Origin of the sequence: Janthinobacterium sp. HH102 (assembly GCF_001758625.2) — a bacterium.
Taxonomy (GTDB): Bacteria; Pseudomonadota; Gammaproteobacteria; order Burkholderiales; family Burkholderiaceae_D; genus Janthinobacterium.
Map to the genome: position 1 here is coordinate 4410816 of NZ_CP062062.1, position 20570 is coordinate 4431385.

Annotated in this window: 15 protein-coding genes; 5 read left to right on the forward strand and 10 right to left on the reverse strand. The window is 66.0% G+C overall.

Annotated elements, in window-relative coordinates; all coding sequences use genetic code 11:
- Nucleotide 1: 1 nt before the first annotated feature.
- Nucleotides 2–1096, reverse strand: a complete 1095-nt coding sequence (locus JAB4_RS20085; protein WP_070222212.1) for an ABC transporter ATP-binding protein — start codon at nt 1094–1096, stop codon at nt 2–4.
- 74 nt (nt 1097–1170) lie between these two features.
- Nucleotides 1171–2709 (reverse strand): glycerol-3-phosphate dehydrogenase, encoded by a 1539-nt coding sequence (glpD, locus tag JAB4_RS20090; protein ID WP_175444699.1) that lies wholly within the window; start codon nt 2707–2709, stop codon nt 1171–1173.
- Between the two features lie 226 nt (nt 2710–2935).
- Here glpD and JAB4_RS20095 point away from each other — a divergent pair, with 226 nt between their 5' ends.
- Nucleotides 2936–3697: a DeoR/GlpR family DNA-binding transcription regulator gene (locus JAB4_RS20095; protein WP_175444698.1), complete on the forward strand. Its 762-nt coding sequence runs from the start codon at nt 2936–2938 to the stop codon at nt 3695–3697.
- A gap of 22 nt (nt 3698–3719) precedes the next feature.
- Here the strand turns inward: JAB4_RS20095 and JAB4_RS20100 are convergent, their stop codons facing one another.
- Complete coding sequence (locus JAB4_RS20100) at nt 3720–4724, reverse strand: NAD(P)-dependent alcohol dehydrogenase (protein WP_070222216.1); 1005 nt, start codon at nt 4722–4724, stop codon at nt 3720–3722.
- Nucleotides 4725–4846: 122 nt separating this feature from the next.
- Here JAB4_RS20100 and JAB4_RS20105 point away from each other — a divergent pair, with 122 nt between their 5' ends.
- The 3 genes from JAB4_RS20105 (at nt 4847) to JAB4_RS20115 (ending at nt 7711) form a co-directional block, all read left to right on the forward strand.
- Nucleotides 4847–5725, forward strand: a complete 879-nt coding sequence (locus tag JAB4_RS20105) for a LysR family transcriptional regulator (protein ID WP_070222218.1) — start codon at nt 4847–4849, stop codon at nt 5723–5725.
- A 482-nt stretch (nt 5726–6207) separates the two neighbouring features.
- On the forward strand, nt 6208–6708 hold the full coding sequence (locus tag JAB4_RS20110; RefSeq protein WP_070222220.1) for a MarR family transcriptional regulator: 501 nt from the start codon (nt 6208–6210) through the stop codon (nt 6706–6708).
- 85 nt (nt 6709–6793) lie between these two features.
- On the forward strand, nt 6794–7711 hold the full coding sequence (locus tag JAB4_RS20115; protein ID WP_070222222.1) for a pyridoxal-phosphate dependent enzyme: 918 nt from the start codon (nt 6794–6796) through the stop codon (nt 7709–7711).
- 3 nt (nt 7712–7714) lie between these two features.
- On the opposite strand, the gene JAB4_RS20120 is transcribed toward JAB4_RS20115, so the two are convergent.
- The 7 genes from JAB4_RS20120 to JAB4_RS20150 form a co-directional block, all read right to left on the reverse strand.
- Nucleotides 7715–9718 carry a diguanylate cyclase gene (locus JAB4_RS20120; protein ID WP_139143557.1) on the reverse strand — a complete coding sequence of 668 codons (2004 nt, stop codon included), beginning with the start codon at nt 9716–9718 and terminating at the stop codon, nt 7715–7717.
- The gene (gene cysC / locus JAB4_RS20125; RefSeq protein ID WP_083286970.1) at nt 9715–10245 is read right to left on the reverse strand and encodes an adenylyl-sulfate kinase; all 531 of its coding nucleotides are present in this window, start codon (nt 10243–10245) and stop codon (nt 9715–9717) included. The genes JAB4_RS20120 and cysC overlap by 4 nt, the downstream gene beginning before the upstream one ends.
- A gap of 63 nt (nt 10246–10308) precedes the next feature.
- Entirely contained in the window at nt 10309–12978 is a 2670-nt protein-coding gene (locus JAB4_RS20130) for a nitrate reductase (RefSeq protein ID WP_070222224.1), read from the reverse strand.
- 22 nt (nt 12979–13000) lie between these two features.
- Nucleotides 13001–14239 (reverse strand): FAD-dependent oxidoreductase, encoded by a 1239-nt coding sequence (locus JAB4_RS20135; RefSeq protein ID WP_217494546.1) that lies wholly within the window; start codon nt 14237–14239, stop codon nt 13001–13003.
- Nucleotides 14224–14577: a nitrite reductase small subunit NirD gene (gene nirD / locus JAB4_RS20140; protein WP_070222340.1), complete on the reverse strand. Its 354-nt coding sequence runs from the start codon at nt 14575–14577 to the stop codon at nt 14224–14226. Before nirD ends, JAB4_RS20135 begins: the two co-directional genes overlap by 16 nt.
- Before the next feature lie 12 nt (nt 14578–14589).
- Nucleotides 14590–17154, reverse strand: coding sequence for a nitrite reductase large subunit NirB (gene nirB / locus JAB4_RS20145; RefSeq protein ID WP_070222229.1), 2565 nt, complete (start codon nt 17152–17154; stop codon nt 14590–14592).
- A gap of 10 nt (nt 17155–17164) precedes the next feature.
- Nucleotides 17165–18472, reverse strand: coding sequence for an MFS transporter (locus tag JAB4_RS20150; RefSeq protein ID WP_070222231.1), 1308 nt, complete (start codon nt 18470–18472; stop codon nt 17165–17167).
- 334 nt (nt 18473–18806) lie between these two features.
- Here JAB4_RS20150 and JAB4_RS20155 point away from each other — a divergent pair, with 334 nt between their 5' ends.
- The gene (locus tag JAB4_RS20155; protein WP_070222233.1) at nt 18807–20522 is read left to right on the forward strand and encodes a CehA/McbA family metallohydrolase; all 1716 of its coding nucleotides are present in this window, start codon (nt 18807–18809) and stop codon (nt 20520–20522) included.
- The last annotated feature ends 48 nt before the right edge of the window (nt 20523–20570 follow it).

Here is a 20570-nt window from a genome sequence, read left to right on the forward strand (position 1 = left end):
GTCACACCCCTCCTTGCACAGGAGCGAACAATAGCCCGCCATCGTCGGCGAAGATCAGCAAGGCGTGCGGCTGGCAATACACGGTGCAGGCGCTGCCGATCTCCAGGTTGTGCACGCCGCCGAGCTGGGCCACCAGGGCCAGGTCGCCACGGCGCGCATGCACATAGGTTTCCGAGCCGCTGATTTCCGCCAGGTCCACCGTAGCTGCGATGGCCACGTCGCCTTCGGACTGGGAAGATAAATGCAGGCTGTGTGCGCGCACGCCGAGGATCACGTCGCGCCGCTCGCCGAGGCGGGCGCGCTGCGCGCCGCTCAGGTGGATGGCCAGGCCATCCGCTGCCTGCGCCACGCCATCGGCGCTCACGCGGGCGGGAATCAGGTTGATCGGCGGGTCGCTGAAGGTGCGCGCCACATCGATGGAATTGGGGGCGTTGAAGACGTCCAGGGTCGGCCCCTGCTGCAGCAGCCGTCCCTCGTGCAGCACGGCCACGTGGCCGCCCAGTTGCAGCGCTTCCAGCGGTTCCGTGGTCGCATACACGACCGTCGTGCTGCCGCTGGAAAACAGTTCCGTCAATTCGCGGCGCAATTCCTCGCGCAGTTTGTAGTCGAGGTTGACCAGGGGCTCGTCGAGCAGCAGCAGGGACGCATCCTTGATCAACGCGCGCCCCAGCGCCGTGCGCTGCTGCTGCCCGCCCGACAATTCTCCGGGCGTGCGCTGCAGGTAGGGCGTGATGTGCAGGCGCTCGGCCAGCGCCAGCACTTTCGTCCGGATCTGCTCTTCGGGCACCTTGCGCAAACGCAAGGGCGAAGCGATATTGTCGTAGACGGTGAAGGCCGGATAGTTGATGAATTGCTGGTACACCATGGCCAGGTTACGTTTGCTGACGGGCACGCCCGTCACGTCGACGCCGTCGGCCGTCACGGTGCCCCCGCTGGGCTTGTCCAGCCCCGCCATCACGCGCATCAGGGTCGTCTTGCCGGCACGCGTGGTGCCCAGCAAGACGTTGATGGCGCCCGGCACCAATGCCAGCGACATCGGATATAAAAAATCGTCAGCCCCCTGCTTCCTGCTGATCTTGTCCAGTACCAGTTGCACGCGCTTCTCCTCCAGTGATGGTTTCTTATTCTTCGCCGCACCCTCTGCGGGGCGCGGTCGCTTACGTGTGCTGCCTACGACGACAACGGGTGCTGCAACATCCAGGCGTCGAGCGTGTCGGCCGTTTCGCGCGGCAGGTGCAGGCCCAGCTTGGAGCGCCGCCACAGCATGTCGGCCGCGCTGACGGCCCATTCGTGGCGCCGCAAATAGTCCACTTCCGCCGCGTACAGGCCGGCGGCGATTTCCTCGCCCATGGCCGCCACATCCGTCCGCCCGGCGAGCAGCACGTGGATGCGCGTGCCGTAGGCGCGTGCATAGCGCGCCACCAGCGCCGCCGGCAGCCACGCATAGTCGCGCTGCAAGCCCTGCACGAACTGGCCGAACTCGCGCACCGCTCTGTTCTGCGGCGTGCTGCCGAACACATCGCCGCCGGGCAGGCAGGCGTTGGCCGTCCAGGCCGGCCGCGCATTGCCCGGCACCGGCGCCAACAACGGTGCGAGCACATCGAGCGCTTCCTCCGCCAGCTTGCGAAACGTGGTGATCTTGCCGCCGAAAATACTGAGCAGCGGCGCCCCTTCCCGGTCCAGTTCGAAGCGGTAATCGCGCGTGACGGCCTTGGCGTCGGCCGCCGCGTCTTCCACCAGCGGGCGCACGCCGGCATACGTCCACACCACGTCGGCCGGCACAATGGGCTTGCTGAAATAGTAACTGGAAAGCTCGCACAAGTAACGAATTTCCTCGTCGTCGATTTCCACCTTGCCGCTGTCGCCGTGGTAGTCGAGATCGGTGGTGCCGATCAGGGTGAAATCGTGCTCATACGGAATGGCAAACACGATGCGCCCGTCCGGATGCTGAAAGATGTAGGCATGATCGTGCTCGAACAATCGCTTGACGACGATGTGACTGCCCTTGATCAGGCGCAAATGCCGGCCCTGTCCGCCCGGCGCCGCCTGCTGCAGAAATTCGGCCGTCCACGGCCCGGCCGCATTGACGACGCTGCGCGCACGCACGGACAGCTCACGTCCGTCGCCTTGCAGCAGGGTCGCCTGCCAGCAAGCGTCCGCACCCGCGCCGTCGCGCCGCAGGGCCGTGCAGCGCGTCTGCGTGAGGATGGTCGCCCCCTTGTCCGCCGCGTCGATGGCGTTCAGGACCACCAGCCGCGCATCGTCGACCCAGCCGTCGGAATACACGAAGCCGCGCTTGAATTCGGGTTTTAACGGTTTGCCGGCCGCGTGGCGCGTCAGGTCGATGCCCTGCGAGCCAGGCAGGATTTCCCGCTTCGCCAGCATGTCGTACAGAAACAGGCCGGCGCGTATCAGCCAGGCGGGGCGCTGGCCTTGGGCGTGCGGCATGACGAAGCGCAAGGGCCACATGATGTGCGGCGCCGAGCGCAGCAGCACTTCGCGCTCGATCAGCGCCTTGCGCACGAGGCCGAATTCATAGTATTCGAGATAGCGCAGGCCGCCATGTATCAGCTTGGTGGAAGCGGACGAGGTGTGGGCAGCGAGGTCGTCCTTTTCGCACAGCACCACGGACAAGCCCCGTCCGGCCGCGTCGCGCGCGATGCCGGCGCCATTGATGCCGCCGCCCACCACCAGCACGTCGCATGCCATCGTTGTCTCCACACCTTGCTGTGCTGCCGCCATCGGGACTCCGTGTCTGTCAGGGAAAGGCCGGCGAGGAAAGACTAGGCATCGCCGGCGACTGTCGTTAAGATCAATACAGCTGTAATTCGAATGCAATATGGATAAGATACGCCAGATTGCGAATCGATAGCAACATATTTTTATCACTATTTGTTCGTTTTTGTTCGTTTGTATTTTTTAAAGAGACAAGCCCATGATTTTGAATCCCCGCCAGCGCCGCTTGCTCGAAGTGGTGCGCCAGAAGGTCACCATGTCCGTCGAGGAGCTGGCCCAGCAGCTGGACGTGACGCCGCAGACCGTGCGCCGCGACGTCAAGCAGATGGAAGAAGCGCGCCTGCTGGCCCGCTACCACGGCGGAGTCGGCTTGCCCTCGTCCGTGGAAAACATCGATTACAGCCAGCGACAAGTGTTCAACAGCGACGCCAAGCGGCGTATCGCCGCCGCCGTCGCCGCGCAGGTGCCGCACGGCTGTTCGCTCTTGATCAATATCGGCACGACGACCGAGGAAGTGGCGCGCGCGCTGGGCCGCCATACGGGCTTGCACGTGGTGACGAACAACCTCAACGTGGCCGCCATCCTGGCCGACAACGCCGCCTGCGAAGTCATCGTGGCCGGCGGCGTGGTGCGCGGGCGCGACCGCGGCATCGTCGGCGAAGCCACCATCGACTTCATCCGCCAGTTCAAGGTCGACATCGGCATCATCGGCATTTCCAGCATCGACGAAGATGGCAGCCTGCGCGACTTCGACGCGCGCGAAGTGAAGGTGGCGCAAGCGATCATCGAGCAGTCGCGCGAAGTGTGGCTGGTGGCCGACCAGCATAAATTCGGCCGCAAGGCGCTGGTGCGCCTGGCCGACCTGGCGCAAGTCGACATCCTGTTTACGGACGCGCCGCCGCCGCCCCGCTTTGCCGAGGTGCTGCGCGACGCGAACGTGAAAGTGCACGTCGCCGCCTGACGGCGACAGTGTTGCGGCCGGCTCAGTGCGCGATGGCAAGCTTGCCGACATGGCGGCCGCCGGCAGCCAGCTGCGCATACGCTTCTGCCGTGTCGCCGAGGCCGAACACGCGGTCGATGACGGGCACGATGCCATGCGCGGCGATGGCCTGGGCCGCCTGCGCCAGGTCCGCCACGGAACCGGTGTTGTTGCCGACGATGCGCAAGGCCTTGACGATGACGGGAAGCAAATCGATGCTGGCCGCCGTGCCGCCGACAAAACCCACCGTGAAGACCGTGCCGCCCACCGCTGCCGCGTTGAGCGAGCGCACGATGGTGGCGCCGCCCACCGTCTCGACCACCAGGTCGGCGCCCCGCCCGCCCGTCAGTTTCAGCACTTCCGCATCCCAGGCCGGCGCGGCCCGGTAGTTGATCAGGTAGTCGGCGCCCAGCTGGCGCGCCCGCTCCAGCTTGTCATCGCTGGACGACGCGAGGATCACCGTGGCGCCCGACGCCTTGGCGAACTGCAAGGCAAACAGGCTGACGCCGCCCGTTCCCAACAGCAACACCACCGATCCGGGGCGCACTTGCGCCGAACGCACGGCATTCCACGCCGTCGTGGCTGCAATCGGCAGGGCCGCACCCTGGATAAAATCGAGGTGGGCCGGCAAGGCGACCAGGCTGGCGGCGGGGACGGCCACGTATTCGGCCAGCGAACCCGGCAAGGTGACGCCGCGCATCGCGCCCACGTTGTGCGGCGTGATGGCGCCGCCCTGCCAGCGCGGCATGAAGTGCGGGATGACGCGGTCGCCGACGGCCAGCCCGCTGACGCCCTCGCCCAGCGCCGCCACTTCGCCCGCGCCGTCGGCGACGGGAATCAGCGGAAAGGCCGCGCCGGCAAAGTTGCCGGTCGCAATGGCCACGTCGAGAAAGTTCAGCGTGGCGGCGCGCAGGCGCAGCAGCACCTCGCCTCGCCCGGCCTGCGGCTCGGGCAGCTCGGTCTGGTGAAACGCGGTGAGGGAAGGAGCGGTCAGTTGGATGGCTTGCATGGTCTGTTCTCGGGCAATGGGTCAGGGTGGCCGCGCGCTGGCGGGACAAACAGCAGTGTCATTTAAAATCATTAATAGATAAACTATGGTTTGATTCAATGATTTGACACCAGGGATTGCCAATGGATTTGCTCGACAGCATGAAGGTGTATGTACTGGCCGTGGAAAAAGGCAGCTTGAGCGCCGCCGCGGCCGCCTGCGGGATCTCCGCGACGATGGCCGGCAACCACCTGCGGACGCTGGAAAAGCGCCTGGGCATGCAGTTGCTCCAGCGCACCACCCGGCGCCAGCACCTGACGGCCTTCGGCGAGGATTACTATGCGCGCTGCAAGGAAATCCTCAGGCTGGTGGCCGAAACCGATGTCCAGGCGCAAAACCTGCAACTGGCGCCCGCCGGCAAGCTGCGCATCACGGCGCCCCTCACCTTCGGCGCGGAAGCGCTGATGCCCGCCATGGCCGCATACCTGGAGCGTTATCCCGACGTGAGCATCGATGTGTCGCTGAGCGACCGCGTGGTCGACCTGGTGGAGGAAGGTTTCGAGGCCGCCATCCGCATCGGCCAGTTGCCCGATTCCCTGCTGATCGCCAGACCGCTGGCGCCCTACCGGCTGATGATCTGCGCCGCTCCCGACTATCTGGCGCGCAGGGGAACGCCGCGCCACCCGGCCGAGCTGAGCCGGCACGAATGCCTGTCCTTCTCGCCCGCCGCCCTGGCGCATTGGCGCCTGACAGGCGAGGACGGCGTCTGCAGCGTGCCCGTCTCGGGCCGCCTGCAAGTCAACCACGGCCAGGCGCTGCGCGTTGCTGCACTGCATGGCATGGGCATCGTGCTGCAACCGGCCTTCCTGCTGGAAACGGACGTGCAAGCGGGCCGCCTGGTCCAGCTGTTTCCCGCGCATGCGCTGCCCAGCCGCCCCTTGAACGTAGTCTACCTGCCGGACCGCTATCGCTCGCCCAAGCTGCGCAGCTTCGTCGATTTTCTCGTGGAACGGTTCAGCTAAGAGCCTATCCCAGTAGGGAGCGTCTTTTGCAAGCAGCACATCAGGAGCGCGGACAAGGCGCGAGGAGGACGCGTGGCGAACCACGCGACGACGAACAACGCAGTCCCCGCTTCTGAGGGGCGCTTGCAAGAGATGTATTCATCTACTGGGATAGGCTCTAAGTAGCGCCGGCAACACACCTGTGCCATGCGACAGTGATCGCGCTTGAAATATTTATCAATTCGGCAAAATTCATGTTACCATTGATACAACATGAGTTATTTTTTTAATCTTCCTCTCTAGCAATACGATTATTTGCTTGATATTGCTTTTTATATATTTAGAGCAAGAGAAAAAGGAAAAACTTTTTGCCGCTGAATGATTTCCTGTGAAAACAGTGTTAGAAATACCTCAAGCACGACGATTGTTCCCAAACAAACCACTCGACAGCAAGCGTGAAGGCCTTAACCATGCCGGCAACGCCGCCCAGTGAAGGAAGAGAAATGAGCCATAATTTTGAATCGGCCGCCACGCAAGCCGCCCATCCCAACAGCGTTCCCGTCAGCGAACTGGAAGCCCATCTCGGTTACTGGCTGCGTTTCGTTTCCAACCATGTGTCCCACAGCTTCCAGAAGAAAGCCGAAGCCAATGGCGTGACGGTGTCCGAATGGGTGGTGCTGCGCGAAATGTTCCGCCTGGGCTGCACCTCGCCCACGGTGCTGGCGCAGGTGTCCGGCATGAGCAAGGGCGCCGTGTCGAAACTGATCGACCGCCTGGAAAGCAAGGGCATGGTCAGCAAATCCATCCTGCTGGCCGACCGCCGCCAGCATTCGATCGAACTGACCACGGAAGGCGAGGCGCTGGTACCGGTGCTGGCCGAAATGGCCGACCAGAACGACGAGGAATTCTTCGGCAAGCTGCCGCGCCAGCTGCGCGACGATCTGCTCGAAGCGATGAAGGAAGTGGCGCGCACGCACCACCTCAAAAGCGTCCCGCTGAACTGACAGCCAGCGCACTGCCGGCAAGGATGACACGGTGGCGCGGGCGCTTCGGCTATGATGCTGGCCTGACTGTTTACCAGGAACACGCATGGCCCTGCACATCGAAACTCCCTTGCTCAACTCGCGCGCCCTGAGCCTGCTCAGCGAACGCGCCATCTGGCTCAAGCTCGAAGCCTTGCAGCCACCCGGCTCCTTCAAGATCCGCGGCATCGGCCTCGCCTGCGAAGAATACGCGCGGCGCGGCGCCAGCCGCTTCATTTCCTCTTCCGGCGGCAATGCCGGCATCGCCGTCGCCTATGCGGGACGCCAGCTCGGTATTCCCGTCATCGTCGTCGTGCCGGAAACGACGAGCGAACGGGCCAAGGCCCTGATCGCCCAGGAAGGCGCCGAAGTCATCGTGCACGGCGCCGCCTGGCAGGAAGCGAACGCGCTGGCCCAATCGATGCTCACGCCGCAAGACGCTTTTTTGCACCCGTTCGACGACCCGCTGCTGTGGCAGGGCCATGCCGGCATGATCGATGAAGTAGCGCGCGCGGGCCTGAAACCGGACGCGGTGGTGCTGTCGGTGGGCGGCGGCGGCCTGCTGGCCGGCGTGGCCGAAGGCTTGCAGCGCAACGGCTGGGATGACGTGGCCATCGTGGCCGTCGAAACGCAAGGCGCCGCTTCGCTGGCGGCGGCCGTGTCCGCGCGCGAACACGTGGCCCTGCCGGCCGTGAGCAGCATCGCCACGTCGCTGGCCGCGCGCCAGGTCTGCGCCCAGGCATACGCCATCAGCCAGACTCGCCTGCTGCACAGCGTGGTGGTGTCGGACCGCGCCGCCGTTGACGCCTGCCAGCGCTTTGTCGCCGACCAGCGCCTGGTGGTGGAACCGGCCTGCGGAGCGGCGCTGGCGGCCGTCTACGGCAAGGCGCCGGAACTGGCTCCCTACCGCAATGTGCTCGTCATCGTGTGCGGCGGCGTGACGGCCACCACGCAGCAGCTCGATCACTGGAGCGCCATCCTTTAGTGGCTACGGCGCCGCCTCGCGCAGCGCCACGCCGTCGCGGCCCTGCCCCTTGGCGGCGTACAGGGCCTGGTCGGCCAGATCCAGCAGCTGCGCCGGCGTCAGCGCGCCCTCGCGGAAGATGGCCATGCCGACGCTGGTCGTCACCGGCAGCGGACCGCCGGCCAGCGCAAACGGCTGGCGGATGGCCTCGACGATCTTGGCGCCGACCTGGCGCACTTCGGCCGCGCCGTTCACCCCTTCGAGAATGATCACGAATTCATCGCCGGCCAGGCGCGCCACCAGGTCGCTGGCGCGCACGCTGCGCACCAGGCGCGCGGCGAACTCCTTGAGCACCTCGTCGCCCGCCTTGTGTCCCAGGCTGTCGTTGATGGCCTTGAAACGGTCGATATCGAGATAGGCCAGCGCCATCGGCGCGCGCGCGGCCCGCGTGCGCTGCATGCTCAATTCCAGCTGTTCGTCGAAACGGCGCCGGTTGGCGATGCCCGTCAGGATATCCGTGGCGGCGGCGAACTGCAGCGCCGTATGCACGGCCCTGGTCTTGGTGATTTCGTGGATCAGGCCATACACGCCTTCCACCGCGCCGCTCTCGCCCACGTCGGGCACGTAGCTGGTCTGGAAGGCGCGCTGGCCAGCGTCTCCGTCGCCGCCGATGGTGAACTCATATTCAACCTCCTCGCCCGAGAAGGCGCGCCGCAGGTATTGTTCGCGCAACTGGTAGGCTTCCTCGCCCAGCACCTCGCGGATCGACTGCATCATGCTTTCCTGCTGCGATCTGCCGAACCATTTTTCAAACGTCGCATTGATGAACTGGTAGCGGTGCTCGCGGTCGATATAGACGATCACCACGGGCACGTGGTCCGTCAGCAGTTTCAAACGCCGCTCGCTGTCGCGCGTCTGCGCCACGGCAATTTCGCGCTCGGCCATCAGCGAGTAGAAATCGCGGCTCAAGTCGCCGATCTCGTCGCGCCGCTCGATTTGCAGCGCCTCGATGCCCAGGCGCTGGCGGCGGATTTCATGCACATGGTGGCGCAGCCGCGCCAAAGGCAGCAGCAGGCGCAGCACCACGCGCCAGCCGGCCAGCCCCGCCAGCGCCGCCAGCAGCACGGCGGCCAGCAATATCTTGCTGCGGATGGCGTGCAGCGGCGCGAACGCGTCGCGCATGGGATACACGGACGCCAGTATCCAGCCCGTCGACGCGATGCGGTGGTAGGCAAACAGGGCATCGACGCCTTGCGTGGTGGTGCCCGTCAGCCAGCCCTCGAAACCCTGCAAGGCGCGCCGCGCGGACATGCTGATGGGACCATGCGCCTCGATATGCTGCATGATGCGCGACTTGTCGGGATGCTCGACGATGATGCCTTCGCCGGTCATGATGTACAGGTAGCCGCCCGTGCCCGGCTTGAGGGCGCCCAGGCGGCCCAGGAAATCGGGCTGGCGCAGGTTGACGCTGGCCGCCAGCACATAGCGCACGGCGCCCCGCGCGTCGAACACGGGTTGCGTGACCACGACGATGGGCATGCCGGAAATGCTGCCGTTGAGGGGCGCGGAAATCACCGAGCGCCGGGTCGCCAGCGTCTGTTCAAAGTAAGGGCGGCCCTTCACATTCAGCCCCGCCTGCGGCTTGAAGGGACTCACGCTGGCCAGCACGGCCCCGTCGATACCGACCACGCCGGCCGAATAAAATTCCTTGCGCAGCACCGTTTGCGCAGCCAGGTAACGCTGCAGGCTGGCGCCGTCGTGCGCGCCGCCGGCCGGCAGGCTGTCGGCAATGGCGCGCAGCACGTTGCGCTTCGCGTCGAGTTCCTCATCGATGAAGACGGCGGCGCTGGACAGCGATACGTACTGCTGGCGCCCCGTCACATCGCGCATGCCGCGCTCGGCCACGGACAGGGTGGCCAGCGCCAGCGAGGCCACGGCAGCGAGCACGAGCAGAAAGACGACCACGCTCATGCGCGCCTTCAGGCTGGCGGGCAGGCGCCGGCGCAATCGTTTGCGCCAGGTCGTCACGGCCGCTGCCGCAGGTAGCGGCAAATGCGCTCGACCGACTCGTCCAGCGCCAGGGTGCCCGTGTCCAGGGTCAGCGCGGCGGCCAGCGGCGCTTCATAGGGTGCGGAAACGCCCGTGAATTGCGCCAGCTTCCCTGCCCGCGCCTTTTCATACAGGCCCTTCGGGTCGCGCGCCTCGCACACGGCCAGCGGCGTGCTGACGTGGACTTCAATGAAATGCGCCGCGCCGATGATGGCGGCGGCCATGGCCCGGTCTGCGCGGTAGGGAGAAATGAAGGCGGCGATGACAGTCAAGCCCGCCCCGTTCATCAGGCGCGCCACTTCGGCCGTGCGGCGGATATTTTCATGCCGGTCTTGGGGCGTAAAACCCAGGTCGCGATTCAAGCCATGGCGCAGCTGGTCGCCATCGAGTACTGCCACGGCGCACCCCTGCTCCTTGAGCTGGCGCGCCAGCGCGTCGGCGATGCTGGACTTGCCGGCGCCGCTCAAGCCCGTCAGCCAGACCGTGTCGTATTGTCCTGCCGTCATCACATTGCCTCTCCCCTTGTAGAGCTGGCAATATAGCAAAGCCGCGCGGGAAAGGACAGATGATCAGGCCGCGCTGCGCGCTTCAAGCAGCAACTGTCGTATCTCCGGCACGCAGGAGCCGCAATTGCCGCCCGCCTTGACGCAGGCCGTCACCTGCGCCGTCGTCTCCAGTTTCTGCCCGGCGATGGCCGCGCAAATGGTGTTGCGCCCCACGCCAAAGCACGAGCACACGATGGGACCGGCGTCCACGCCCTTGCCGATGGGCTGGCCCAGCAGCACGCCGGCGCGATCAAGCGCATCCATTTGCGCATGCGCAAACAGGCCGGCCAGCCAGCTGCGCGACGGCAGGTCGGGACGGGGCGAGACATACACGCATTGCGCGATGCGTCCCTCGTCCAGGTGCACGGCGCGGTACACGCCGGCGCTGGCATCCGCGTAATCGAGCCAGTCGGCGTTGTCGTCCGTGACGCCGAGCAGCGCGCGCGCCCAGGCGCCGAGATCCTCGATGCGCTGGCGGCCCGCCAGTTCGTAGCGCAGGAACTGCTCGCCCTGGATGCGCGTCCAGTGCGCCACGCCGTCCAGGGCCAAGGGCGTGCGGCTCAGGACAAACGCATGCCAGTGCACGCGGAATTGTTCGATGCGCACGGGCGTGTGCTTGAATTCCGGTTCGCCCGAGACGGGATCGACGACCGGATTGACGACGGCACCCACGCGCGCGTCGGACGCATTCGCGTCGCTCCAGTGGATGGGCACGAAGACCTGGCCGCGCGCGATGCCGCCGCCATGCACGACGCGCGCCACCATCGCGCCCCAGGCGCTGGTGATGCGCGCCAGTTCGCCTTCGCGCACGCCGTACAGCAGCGCATCCTGCGGGTGGATATCGATGAACGCTTCGGCGACATGGCCCGACAGTTTGGCCGCCTTGCCCGTGCGCGTCATCGTATGCCACTGGTCGCGCACCCGGCCCGTGTTCAGGATCAGCGGATAGTCCTCGCCGGGCATGTTGTGCGGCGCGCGCGGCGCCGTCGGCACGAAGCGCGCGCGCCCGTCCGCATGGGCGAAGCGGCCGTCGCCGAACAGGCGCGCCCGGCCCTGCGGCCACTGCTGTGGCGCCAGGGCGTCGTACTGCGCCGCATCCAGCTTGTCCAGGCCCGCCAGATTGAACAGCCGCGCCGTTTCCGCCCCGTTGCGGAAGGTCGACAGCCGTGCGTGTTCGGCAAAAATGGCTTGCGGCGCCGCGAAATCGAAGCCGTCATAACCCATGCGGCGCGCCACGTCGCACAGCACGTCCCAGTCGGCACGCGCCTCGCCCGGCGCCGGCAAGAACGCGCGCTGGCGCGAGATGCGGCGCTCGGAGTTCGTCACCGTGCCGTCCTTCTCGCCCCAGCCCAGGGCCGGCAGCAGCACGTCGGCATGGGCATTCGTGTCCGACTGCGCGCTGATGTCCGACACCACCACCAGCTCGCACGTGGCCAGCGCGCGGCGCACCTGGTCGGCGTCCGGCATGCTGACCAGGGGATTGGTGGCGATGATCCACACGGCTTTGACCTTGCCCGCCTCGATCGCGTGGAACAGGTCCACCGCCTTCAAGCCCGGTTTGGCGGCGATGCGCGGAGAGTCCCAGAAGGTTTGCACGGTGTCGCGGTGCAGCGGATTGTCCAGTTCAAGGTGCGCCGCCAGCATGTTGGCCAGGCCCCCTACTTCGCGCCCGCCCATGGCGTTCGGCTGGCCCGTGAGCGAAAACGGCCCCATGCCGGGCTGGCCGATGCGACCCGTCGCCAGGTGGCAGTTGATGATGCTGTTGACCTTGTCCGTACCGGAGGACGACTGGTTCACGCCCTGCGAAAAGGCCGTGACGACCTTGCGCGTGGCGGCAAACGCCTGGTAAAACGCCAGCAGGGCTTGCGGGTCGACCTTGCAGATGCGCGCTACCTGCAAGGGGTCGCCGCAGTCCGCGTGGGCGGCCGCCAGCGCTGCGTCGAGGCCGCGGCTGTGCCGCGTGACGAAAGCGTCGGCGATCACGCCCTCCTTCGCCAGATAGCACAGCAAGCCGTTGAACAGCCACACGTCGGTGCCCGGTTTCACGGGCAAATGCAGGTCGGCCAGCTCGCAGGTGGCCGTGCGGCGCGGGTCGATCACCACCAGCTTCATCTCCGGCCGGGTTTCGCGGATGCGGGCGATGCGCTGGAACAAAATCGGGTGGCACCAGGCCGTGTTCGAGCCCACCAGCACGACCATGTCGGCCAGCTCCAGGTCTTCATAGCAGCCGGGCACGATGTCTTCGCCGAACGCGCGCTTGTGGCCGGCGACGGCCGAGGACATGCACAGGCGCGAATTGGTGTCGATGTTCGCGCTGCCCACATAGCCCTTCATGAATTTGTTGGCGATGTAATAGTCTTCCGTCAGCAGCTGGCCCGAGACATACAGGGCGACGGCGTCGGGGCCGTGCTCATCGATGATGGCGCGCAGGCCGCCGGCCACCTGGTCCAGCGCGGCATCCCAGGAAGCGCGCCGCAGCACGCCGTCGGCGCGCACCTGCGGGTAGAGCAGGCGCTGTTCGAGGTCCAGGGTGTCGCCCAGGGCCGAACCTTTCACGCACAGGCGGCCCAGGTTGGCCGGGTGCGTTGTATCGCCGGCGATGCGGATGGCGCCGTCGGGCAGGCGTGTCGCTTCCACGCCGCAGCCGACGCCGCAGTACGGGCAAGTGGTTTTCACGGGCGTGCAGCTGGTCATGGGCGTATCCTGTTGGTCGCTGTCAGGCGGCCTGGGCGCACAGCGCCTGGCCAAACAATAAATGGGCGCGCAGCTTGCTGATGTCGCGGCGCTGCTGGATCAGGTCGAAATACCACGGACCGTCCTGCACGTCGCCATACAGCACGGCGCCGGCCAGGCGGCTGCCCTGCACCACGAGCCGCTTGTAGACGCCACGCCTCGGATCGCGCAGCACCAGGTCTTCGCTGCCCTCGCCGCCGATGATGTCGCCGGCCGAATACAGGTCGATGCCCGTCACTTTCAATTTGGTGGCGCTGGCTTGCTGCACGTAGCGGCGGTGCCCGGCGCCGGCCAGATGCGCGCCGCACACGCGCGCCTGTTCCCATATGGGCGCGACCAGACCGAAGGTGGCGCGCCGGTGCTGCACGCATTCGCCCACGGCGTACACGCGCGGGTCGTAGCTTTGCAGGCAGTCGTCGACGACGATGGCCCGTTCGCAGTGCAGGCCGGCCGCTTGCGCCAGCACGATGTTGGGACGCACGCCGGCCGTCATCACCACCAGGTCGGCGGGAATGCTGCTGCCGTCCGCAAACTGCACGCCTTCCACGCGGGTGCTGCCCATGATGGCCGACGTTTGCGCCTGCATCAAAAACCGCAGGCCGCGCGCTTCCAGCGCCGATTTCAGCAGCATCGATGCGGGCGCGTCGAGCTGCTGGTTCATCAGGGCGCCGCTCATGTGCACCACCGTGACGTCCATGCCCTGGCGCTGCAGGCCGTTGGCCGCTTCCAGTCCCAGCAAGCCGCCGCCGATGACGACCGCGTGGCGGTGCTGGCGCGCCGCCCGCAGCATGGTGTCGACATCGTCGATATCGCGAAAACCGATCACGCCGGGCAGTTCGTGGCCCGGCACGGGCACGATGAACGGGGTGGAACCGGTGGCCAGCAGCAGGCGGTCATAGCGCACCTCGATGCCCGACAGCGCCTGCACCGTGCGCGCCTGGCGGTCGATGTGTACCACGGGGTCGCCCGCGTGCAGGGTGATGCCGTTGTGCGCATACCAGTCGCGCGTGTGCAGCATGATGTCGTCCACCGTCTTTTCGCCGGCCAGCACGGGAGACAGCAGGATGCGGTTGTAATTGCCGTGCGGTTCGGCGCCGAAGACGGTGATGTCGTACAGGTCCGGCGCGAGTTTCAGCAATTCCTCGACCGTGCGCATGCCGGCCATGCCGTTGCCGACCACGACTAAAGACGGCCGTGCGGCGGTGTTCACAGGGCCACCCACACCATGCCGCCGAACACGCGCGCCGGCCAGGCGGCCACCGAGTGTTCAGGTGCTTCGATGCACTCGCCGCTGGCCAGGTCGAAGTGCTGCTTGTAGATGGGCGACGCCACCACGACGCGCTCGCCGATGCTGCCCACCAGCCCGCGCGAGAGCACGGAAGCGCCCGCGTTCGGGTCGACATTGTCGATGGCGTACACGCGCGGCGCGGCATCGCCGACGCGGAACACGGCCACGTGCCGGCCACCCAGCAGCGCGCACACGCCCGTGTCGGGCACGATGTCCGTCAAGGGGCAGATGGCCACCCAGTTGTCGGCGCTGGCGCTGTTCAATTCATTCATCGCATTCATGGCTCACGCCTCCACGGCAAGGATGGGGATCACGGTGTTGCGGCGTTCAAGGGGCGTGGCGGGCCGGATCTGGCCCCGCTCTTCCACGAACACGACGTTTTCATCGTTCTTCCCGCTGTTGACGAAATGGCGGAAACGCTGGCGCACGGCGGGATTCGAGACGGCTTCCTTCCACTCGCAGGCATAGGTGTCGACCACGTGCTGCATGTCCGCTTCCAGCTCGTGGGCGATGCCCAGACGGTCGGCCACGACGACGGCTTTCAGGTAGTCGAGGCCCCCTTCCAGGTTGTCGCGCCACACGCTGGTGCGCTGCAGGCGGTCGGCCGTGCGCACGTAAAACATCAAAAAGCGGTCGACATAGCGCACCAGGGTCGCTTCATCGAGATCGGATGCCAGCAATTCCGCATGGCGCGGCTTCATGCCGCCATTGCCGCACACGTACAAATTCCAGCCCTTTTCCGTGGCGATAAGGCCGATGTCCTTGCCTTGCGCCTCGGCGCATTCGCGCGTGCAGCCGGAGACGCCGAACTTGATCTTGTGCGGCGTGCGCAAGCCCTTGTAGCGGTTCTCCAGTTGAATCGCGAAGCCCACGCTGTCGGCCACGCCATAGCGGCACCAGGTGGAGCCGACGCACGATTTCACCGTGCGCAGCGACTTGCCGTAGGCGTGGCCCGACTCGAAGCCGGCCGCGATCAGCTCTTCCCAGATGGCCGGCAACTGGTCCACGCGCGCGCCGAACAGGTCGACCCGCTGGCCGCCCGTGATCTTCGTATAGAGACCGTATTTTTTCGCCACCATGCCCACGGCGATCAAGCCATCGGCCGTCACTTCGCCGCCCGGCATGCGCGGCACGACGGAATACGTGCCATCCTTCTGGATATTACCGAGAAAATAATCGTTACTGTCCTGCAGGCTGGCGTGCACGGGCGACAGCACGAAATCGTTCCAGCAAGACGCCAGGATATTCGCCGCCACGGGCTTGCACACGTCGCAACCAAGACCCTTTCCATGCGCGGACAGCAGCGCGCCGAAGCTGCGGATTTTTCCCACGCGCACCAGATGGTGCAATTCCTGGCGCGAGTACGCAAAGTGTTCGCACACGTGGTTGTTGACGGCCAGGCCCTGCTTCTGCATTTCCGCCTTCATGATCTGCGTCACCAGCGGCACGCAGCCGCCGCAGGCCGTGCCGGCTTTCGTGCAGGATTTTAATGCGCCGATGCTGGTGGCGCCATCGGCCACGGCCGCGCACAGCGCGCCTTTCGACACGTCGTTGCACGAGCAGATTTGCGCCGACTCGGGCAAGGCATCCACACCGAGTCCCGCCTTTTGCTGGCCGTCCGCCTGCGGCAGGATGAGGAATTCCGGCGATGCCGGCAGCTCGATCTTGTTGAGCATCATCTGCAAGAGCGTGCCGTATTCGCTGGCGTCGCCCACCATCACGCCGCCCAGCAGGTACTTGCCGCAGTCGGAAACGACGATCTTCTTGTAGATCTGCTTGCGCTCGTCCATGAACTGGTAGGAGCGGCTGCCCGGCGCATTGCCGTGCGGGTCGCCCAGGCTGGCCACGTCCACGCCCATCAGTTTGAGCTTGGTGCTCATGTCGGCGCCCTTGAACGAGGCTTCGCCCGCTTCTCCTTCTTCCTCCTGCAGCAGGTGGCGGGCAGCGATGCGGGCCATTTCGTAGCCGGGCGCCACCAGGCCGAACACCAGGCCGCCCCACAGCGCGCATTCGCCGATGGCATAGATGTCCGGGTCGGAGGTGACGCAGCGGTCGTCGATGGCGATGCCGCCGCGCGGTCCCACGTCCAGGCCGCAGGCGCGCGCCAGTTCGTCACGCGGGCGGATGCCGGCCGAAAAGACGATCATGTCCGCTTCCAGGTGGCTGCCGTCGGCGAACTGCATGCGGTGCGTGGCTGATTCGCCGTCAACGATGGCCAGCGTATTCTTTTGCGTGTGCACGGTCACGCCCAGCTCCTCGATCTTGCGGCGCAAGACGCGCGCGCCGCCCTCGTCCACCTGCACGGCCATCAGGCGCGGCGCGAATTCCACCACGTGGGTGTCGAGCTTCAAATCACGCAAGGCTTTCGCGCATTCGAGGCCCAGCAAGCCGCCGCCGATGACCACGCCCGTTTTCGACTTGGCACCCCAGGCCAGCATGGCTTCCAGGTCTTCGATGGTGCGGTAGACGAAGCAGCCATCGCGCTCCTTGCCCGGCAGCGGCGGCACGAACGGCGTCGAGCCGGTGGCAAACACGAGTTTGTCGTAGGCCAGCACTTCACCCGTGCTGGCAGTGACGGTTTTCGCCGCGCGGTCGATGGACACGGCGCGCGCATTGAGCTTTAACACGACGTTGCCCTTGTCGAAAAAGCCGGGCGCCACCAGCGACAGGTCCTCGGCCGATTTGCCGCTGAAAAATTCGGACAGGTGCACCCGGTCGTAGGCGGGGCGCGGCTCTTCGCACAAGACCGTCACGGACAGGTGCGGCGCGTTGTCCAGTGCCAGGCGTTCGAGGAATTTATGCCCGACCATGCCATGGCCAAGGACGACGATGTTCAAGGGGTGGTTCATTGCGCTCTCCTCAGGCCGCGGCCATGTTCGGTTCGGCCGCCAGGCCCGTGAAACGGGCGGCGATGGCGCACAGGGCCGAAATCACCACCAGCGCGCTGAGGATGATCAAGGTCTGGCGGATGTCGCCCGTGCCTTTCATCAGGAAACCGGCCGCCACGGCGCCCACGTTGCCGCCCGCGCCGATGATGCCGGCCACGCCGCCGAGAGCCTTGCTGTCGATGAAGGGCACCAGCGCGTAGGTGGCACCGCACGCCATGTGGGTGAACAGGCCGAAGACCAGCATGGCGATGACGGCCCAGGTGACGCTGTCGACCTTGGCAAACCACAGCAAGCCCACGCCTTCGCCTATCATCAGCATGAACAGCAGCGTCACGCGGCTGTTCAGGTTGCCGCGCAGGGCCAGCTTGTCGGACAGCCAGCCGCCCAAAGCGCGGGCAAACAGCGCCAGCAGGCCGAAGCTGCCGGCGGCCAGGCCAGCCGATTTCAACGACAGGCCGAAATGGTCGACGTAGTAGACGGCGGCGATGTTGTGGATGAAGATTTCGATGCCGAAGCAGGCGCCGTAGGTGACAAACAGCAGCCAGACGCGATAATTGCTGCTGGCGGCCTTGAAACTGTCCCAGCCACCGCTTTTACCACCACCTTTACCGCCTTCGATGGCGGTGCCGGCGGCGCGCAAGTCCGAGTAATTACCTTCAGGGCAATCCTGCGTATAACGCCAGTACAGCACGGCCATCACCAGCATCAGCACGCCCGGCACCAGCAGGGCCACGCGCCAGCCCAGCGATTCGGACACGCCCAGCATCAGCACGGCGCCGAGCAGCAGCGGCATCAGCGCCTGCGCCGCGCCGCCGCCCGCATTGCCCCAGCCGGCGGCGGCCGCGTTTGCCGTGCCGACAACACGCGGAGCGAACATCACGGAGGTGTGATATTGCGTGATGACAAAGCTGGCGCCGACGGCGCCGATGCCCAGGCGGAAGAACAGAAAGCTTTCATAGCTTTGCGACGCGGCCACGCCCAGCACGGGAATGGCACCGAGCAGCAGCAAGCCCGTGTACGTCTTGCGGGGGCCGTAGCGGTCGCACAAGGGCCCGACGATCAGGCGCACGAGGATGGTGATGGCGACGGCCGCGATATTGATGTTCGCCACTTGCGCCAAGGAAAGGCCGAACTCGCCCTTGATGACCGGCATCAGGGGTGCGCAGGCGAACCAGGCGAAGAAACACACGAAAAATGCCATCCACGTCAGGTGGAATGCCCGCATGGGCGGCGTGGCGAGGGAGAAGAGCGCGATGCGCGTTGCTTTTTGGCTGGCCATGATGGTTTCCCGAAGTATCCCGAAAATAACAAAGATGCAAACAAAAACGGCGCCCGCCCCCGCCGATGAAAAAATCAGCCAGAGCGGACGCCGTTGTCCAGGTGGTCCGTCGTTGGACCGTTGTGCGTTTATTCAGGGGATCGCCGTTGATCCGTCCCTTCTGTTTAGCAAGCGCCGTGCCAGGCCCGTCCCAGGGGCAGGGTGCGTATTTGTACGGACTTTGCGCCAGGTCATGGCACCTGGCGGTGCAGGCGCGCCTCTTCTTGGTGCGTTGCGGAACTCGAAAGTGCAATGTTTGTCTAATTGATATTGAGTTCATGAAGCGGAGGCCGGCATGTTCGGGCAACTGCGGCAATGGCAGCCACGGCGCGGCTTGGCGCGCGCACTGGCATGCGTCTGCGTGGGTGCGCTCCTGATCGCCTGGAGTAACACTGCCGCAGCGCAAGATGTCTCTCCCGAACCGAGGGAGCACAGCGAGCTGGACGCCACGGTATTCGCACCGTTCCACGCGGCGCGCGGCGAGCGGGTCACGCAGGCGCGCACATTCGTCGTGCGGCTCAGCTATCCGGACGAAGGCCGCCCGCATGCCGTGCGCTGGACCTTGACCTTGTCCGGTCCCGGTCCGCAAGGCGCCGTGCTGCGGCGCTGGTCGGGCATGGAACAGGTGGGCGCCAGCGGCAAGCGCGTCAACTTGCCCTGGGATGGCCGCGCCGATGCCGATGCGCGCGAACGGCGCGTGATGGCGCCGGACGGCTTGTACGAGCTGCGCCTGCTGGCCGTGGCCAATGCCGGCACGCCGCGCGAAGCGCAGGTGGAACAGCAATGGCAAATCGCGGTGCAGCGGGGCGCCAGCACGGCGCCCCGGGTGCCCGCCTTCCAGGCCGGCCTGCAACAACTGTCTCGCCTGGATGAGGAGCCCGGCTACCGCATCGTCTACGCCAACCTGCACAGCCAGACGCGCCACAGCGACGGCGGCGCGGCGCTTGATGCCTGCCATGGCGCGCAGGAGCCGCAAACGGCGCCGTTCGGCCCCATCGACGCCTATAAATATGCGCAGGATCACGGCCTGGACGCCCTGCTGACATCCGAGCACAACCATATGTATGACGGTTCGGACGGAACCAATCCCGCAGCCACGCCTGCCGAAGCGAAGGCCTTGTACCAGACGGGGCTGGCCGAAGCGGCCGCCTATACAAACGCCCACCCCGGTTTCCTGGCCCTGTACGGCATGGAATGGGGCGTCATCAACAAGGGCGGCCACCTGAACATCTTCAATAGCGACCAATTGCTGGGCTGGGAAAGGAATGCCCGGGGCGAATTGCTGGCCGACCTGGAAACGCCGAAAAGCGACTACGCCGCCCTGTATGCGCTGATGCGCGAACGGGGCTGGATAGGCCAGTTCAACCACCCTGCCTATGCGGGCCAGTTTCTCGTCGATGGCCAGCCGCTCGGCTACACGCCGGACGGCGATGCGGCCATGGTGCTGTGCGAAGTGATGAATACATCCGCGTTTTCCACCAACGACCAGGAAACGGAAACGCGGCGCAGCAATTACGAGGCGGCCTGCAACCGTGCCCTGGCGGCCGGCTACCACGTGGCCTTCAGCAGCAACCAGGACAACCACTGCGCCAACTGGGGCGCGTCGTACGGCAACCGCACGGCCGTGCTGGTGGCCAGCCCGGCCGCCGGCATGCCCGTGTCACGCGACAGCTTCCTCGACGCGCTGCGCGCGCGCCGCGCGTTTGCCACCATGGACAAGCACGCGCAGCTGCTGTTCACGGCCAATGGCAAGCTGATGGGCGAGCGTTTCGACAACCACGGGCCCTTGCAACTGTCTACCAGTTTCAGCAACAGCGCGGGCCGGCAAGCGGCGGCCGTCGCCATTTTCCACGGCGTACCGGGCGGCAACGGCTCCGTCACGCAACTGTCGGACCAGGCCGAGCTCACCGTCACGCCCGCGCCCGGCCCCCATGTCTATTACGCGCGCCTGACGCAGGACGACGGCAACATCGTCTGGTCGGCGCCCGTGTGGGTCAATCAGCTGCCGTGAACGCCGCGCATCAGGGCACGGCAACGGCACGGACTGGTACACCAAGTG

What these genes read in the sequence shown, in the direction of transcription:
- glpD (WP_175444699.1), bottom strand. Translation starts at nt 2,709, where the DNA reads ATGGCATGCGACGTGCTGGTGGTGGGCGGCGGCATCAATGGCGCCGGC.
- JAB4_RS20095 (WP_175444698.1), top strand. Translation starts at nt 2,936, where the DNA reads ATGATTTTGAATCCCCGCCAGCGCCGCTTGCTCGAAGTGGTGCGCCAG.
- JAB4_RS20100 (WP_070222216.1), bottom strand. Translation starts at nt 4,724, where the DNA reads ATGCAAGCCATCCAACTGACCGCTCCTTCCCTCACCGCGTTTCACCAG.
- JAB4_RS20105 (WP_070222218.1), top strand. Translation starts at nt 4,847, where the DNA reads ATGGATTTGCTCGACAGCATGAAGGTGTATGTACTGGCCGTGGAAAAA.
- JAB4_RS20110 (WP_070222220.1), top strand. Translation starts at nt 6,208, where the DNA reads ATGAGCCATAATTTTGAATCGGCCGCCACGCAAGCCGCCCATCCCAAC.
- JAB4_RS20115 (WP_070222222.1), top strand. Translation starts at nt 6,794, where the DNA reads ATGGCCCTGCACATCGAAACTCCCTTGCTCAACTCGCGCGCCCTGAGC.
- cysC (WP_083286970.1), bottom strand. Translation starts at nt 10,245, where the DNA reads ATGACGGCAGGACAATACGACACGGTCTGGCTGACGGGCTTGAGCGGC.
- JAB4_RS20130 (WP_070222224.1), bottom strand. Translation starts at nt 12,978, where the DNA reads ATGACCAGCTGCACGCCCGTGAAAACCACTTGCCCGTACTGCGGCGTC.
- nirD (WP_070222340.1), bottom strand. Translation starts at nt 14,577, where the DNA reads ATGAATGAATTGAACAGCGCCAGCGCCGACAACTGGGTGGCCATCTGC.
- nirB (WP_070222229.1), bottom strand. Translation starts at nt 17,154, where the DNA reads ATGAACCACCCCTTGAACATCGTCGTCCTTGGCCATGGCATGGTCGGG.
- JAB4_RS20150 (WP_070222231.1), bottom strand. Translation starts at nt 18,472, where the DNA reads ATGGCCAGCCAAAAAGCAACGCGCATCGCGCTCTTCTCCCTCGCCACG.
- JAB4_RS20155 (WP_070222233.1), top strand. Translation starts at nt 18,807, where the DNA reads ATGTTCGGGCAACTGCGGCAATGGCAGCCACGGCGCGGCTTGGCGCGC.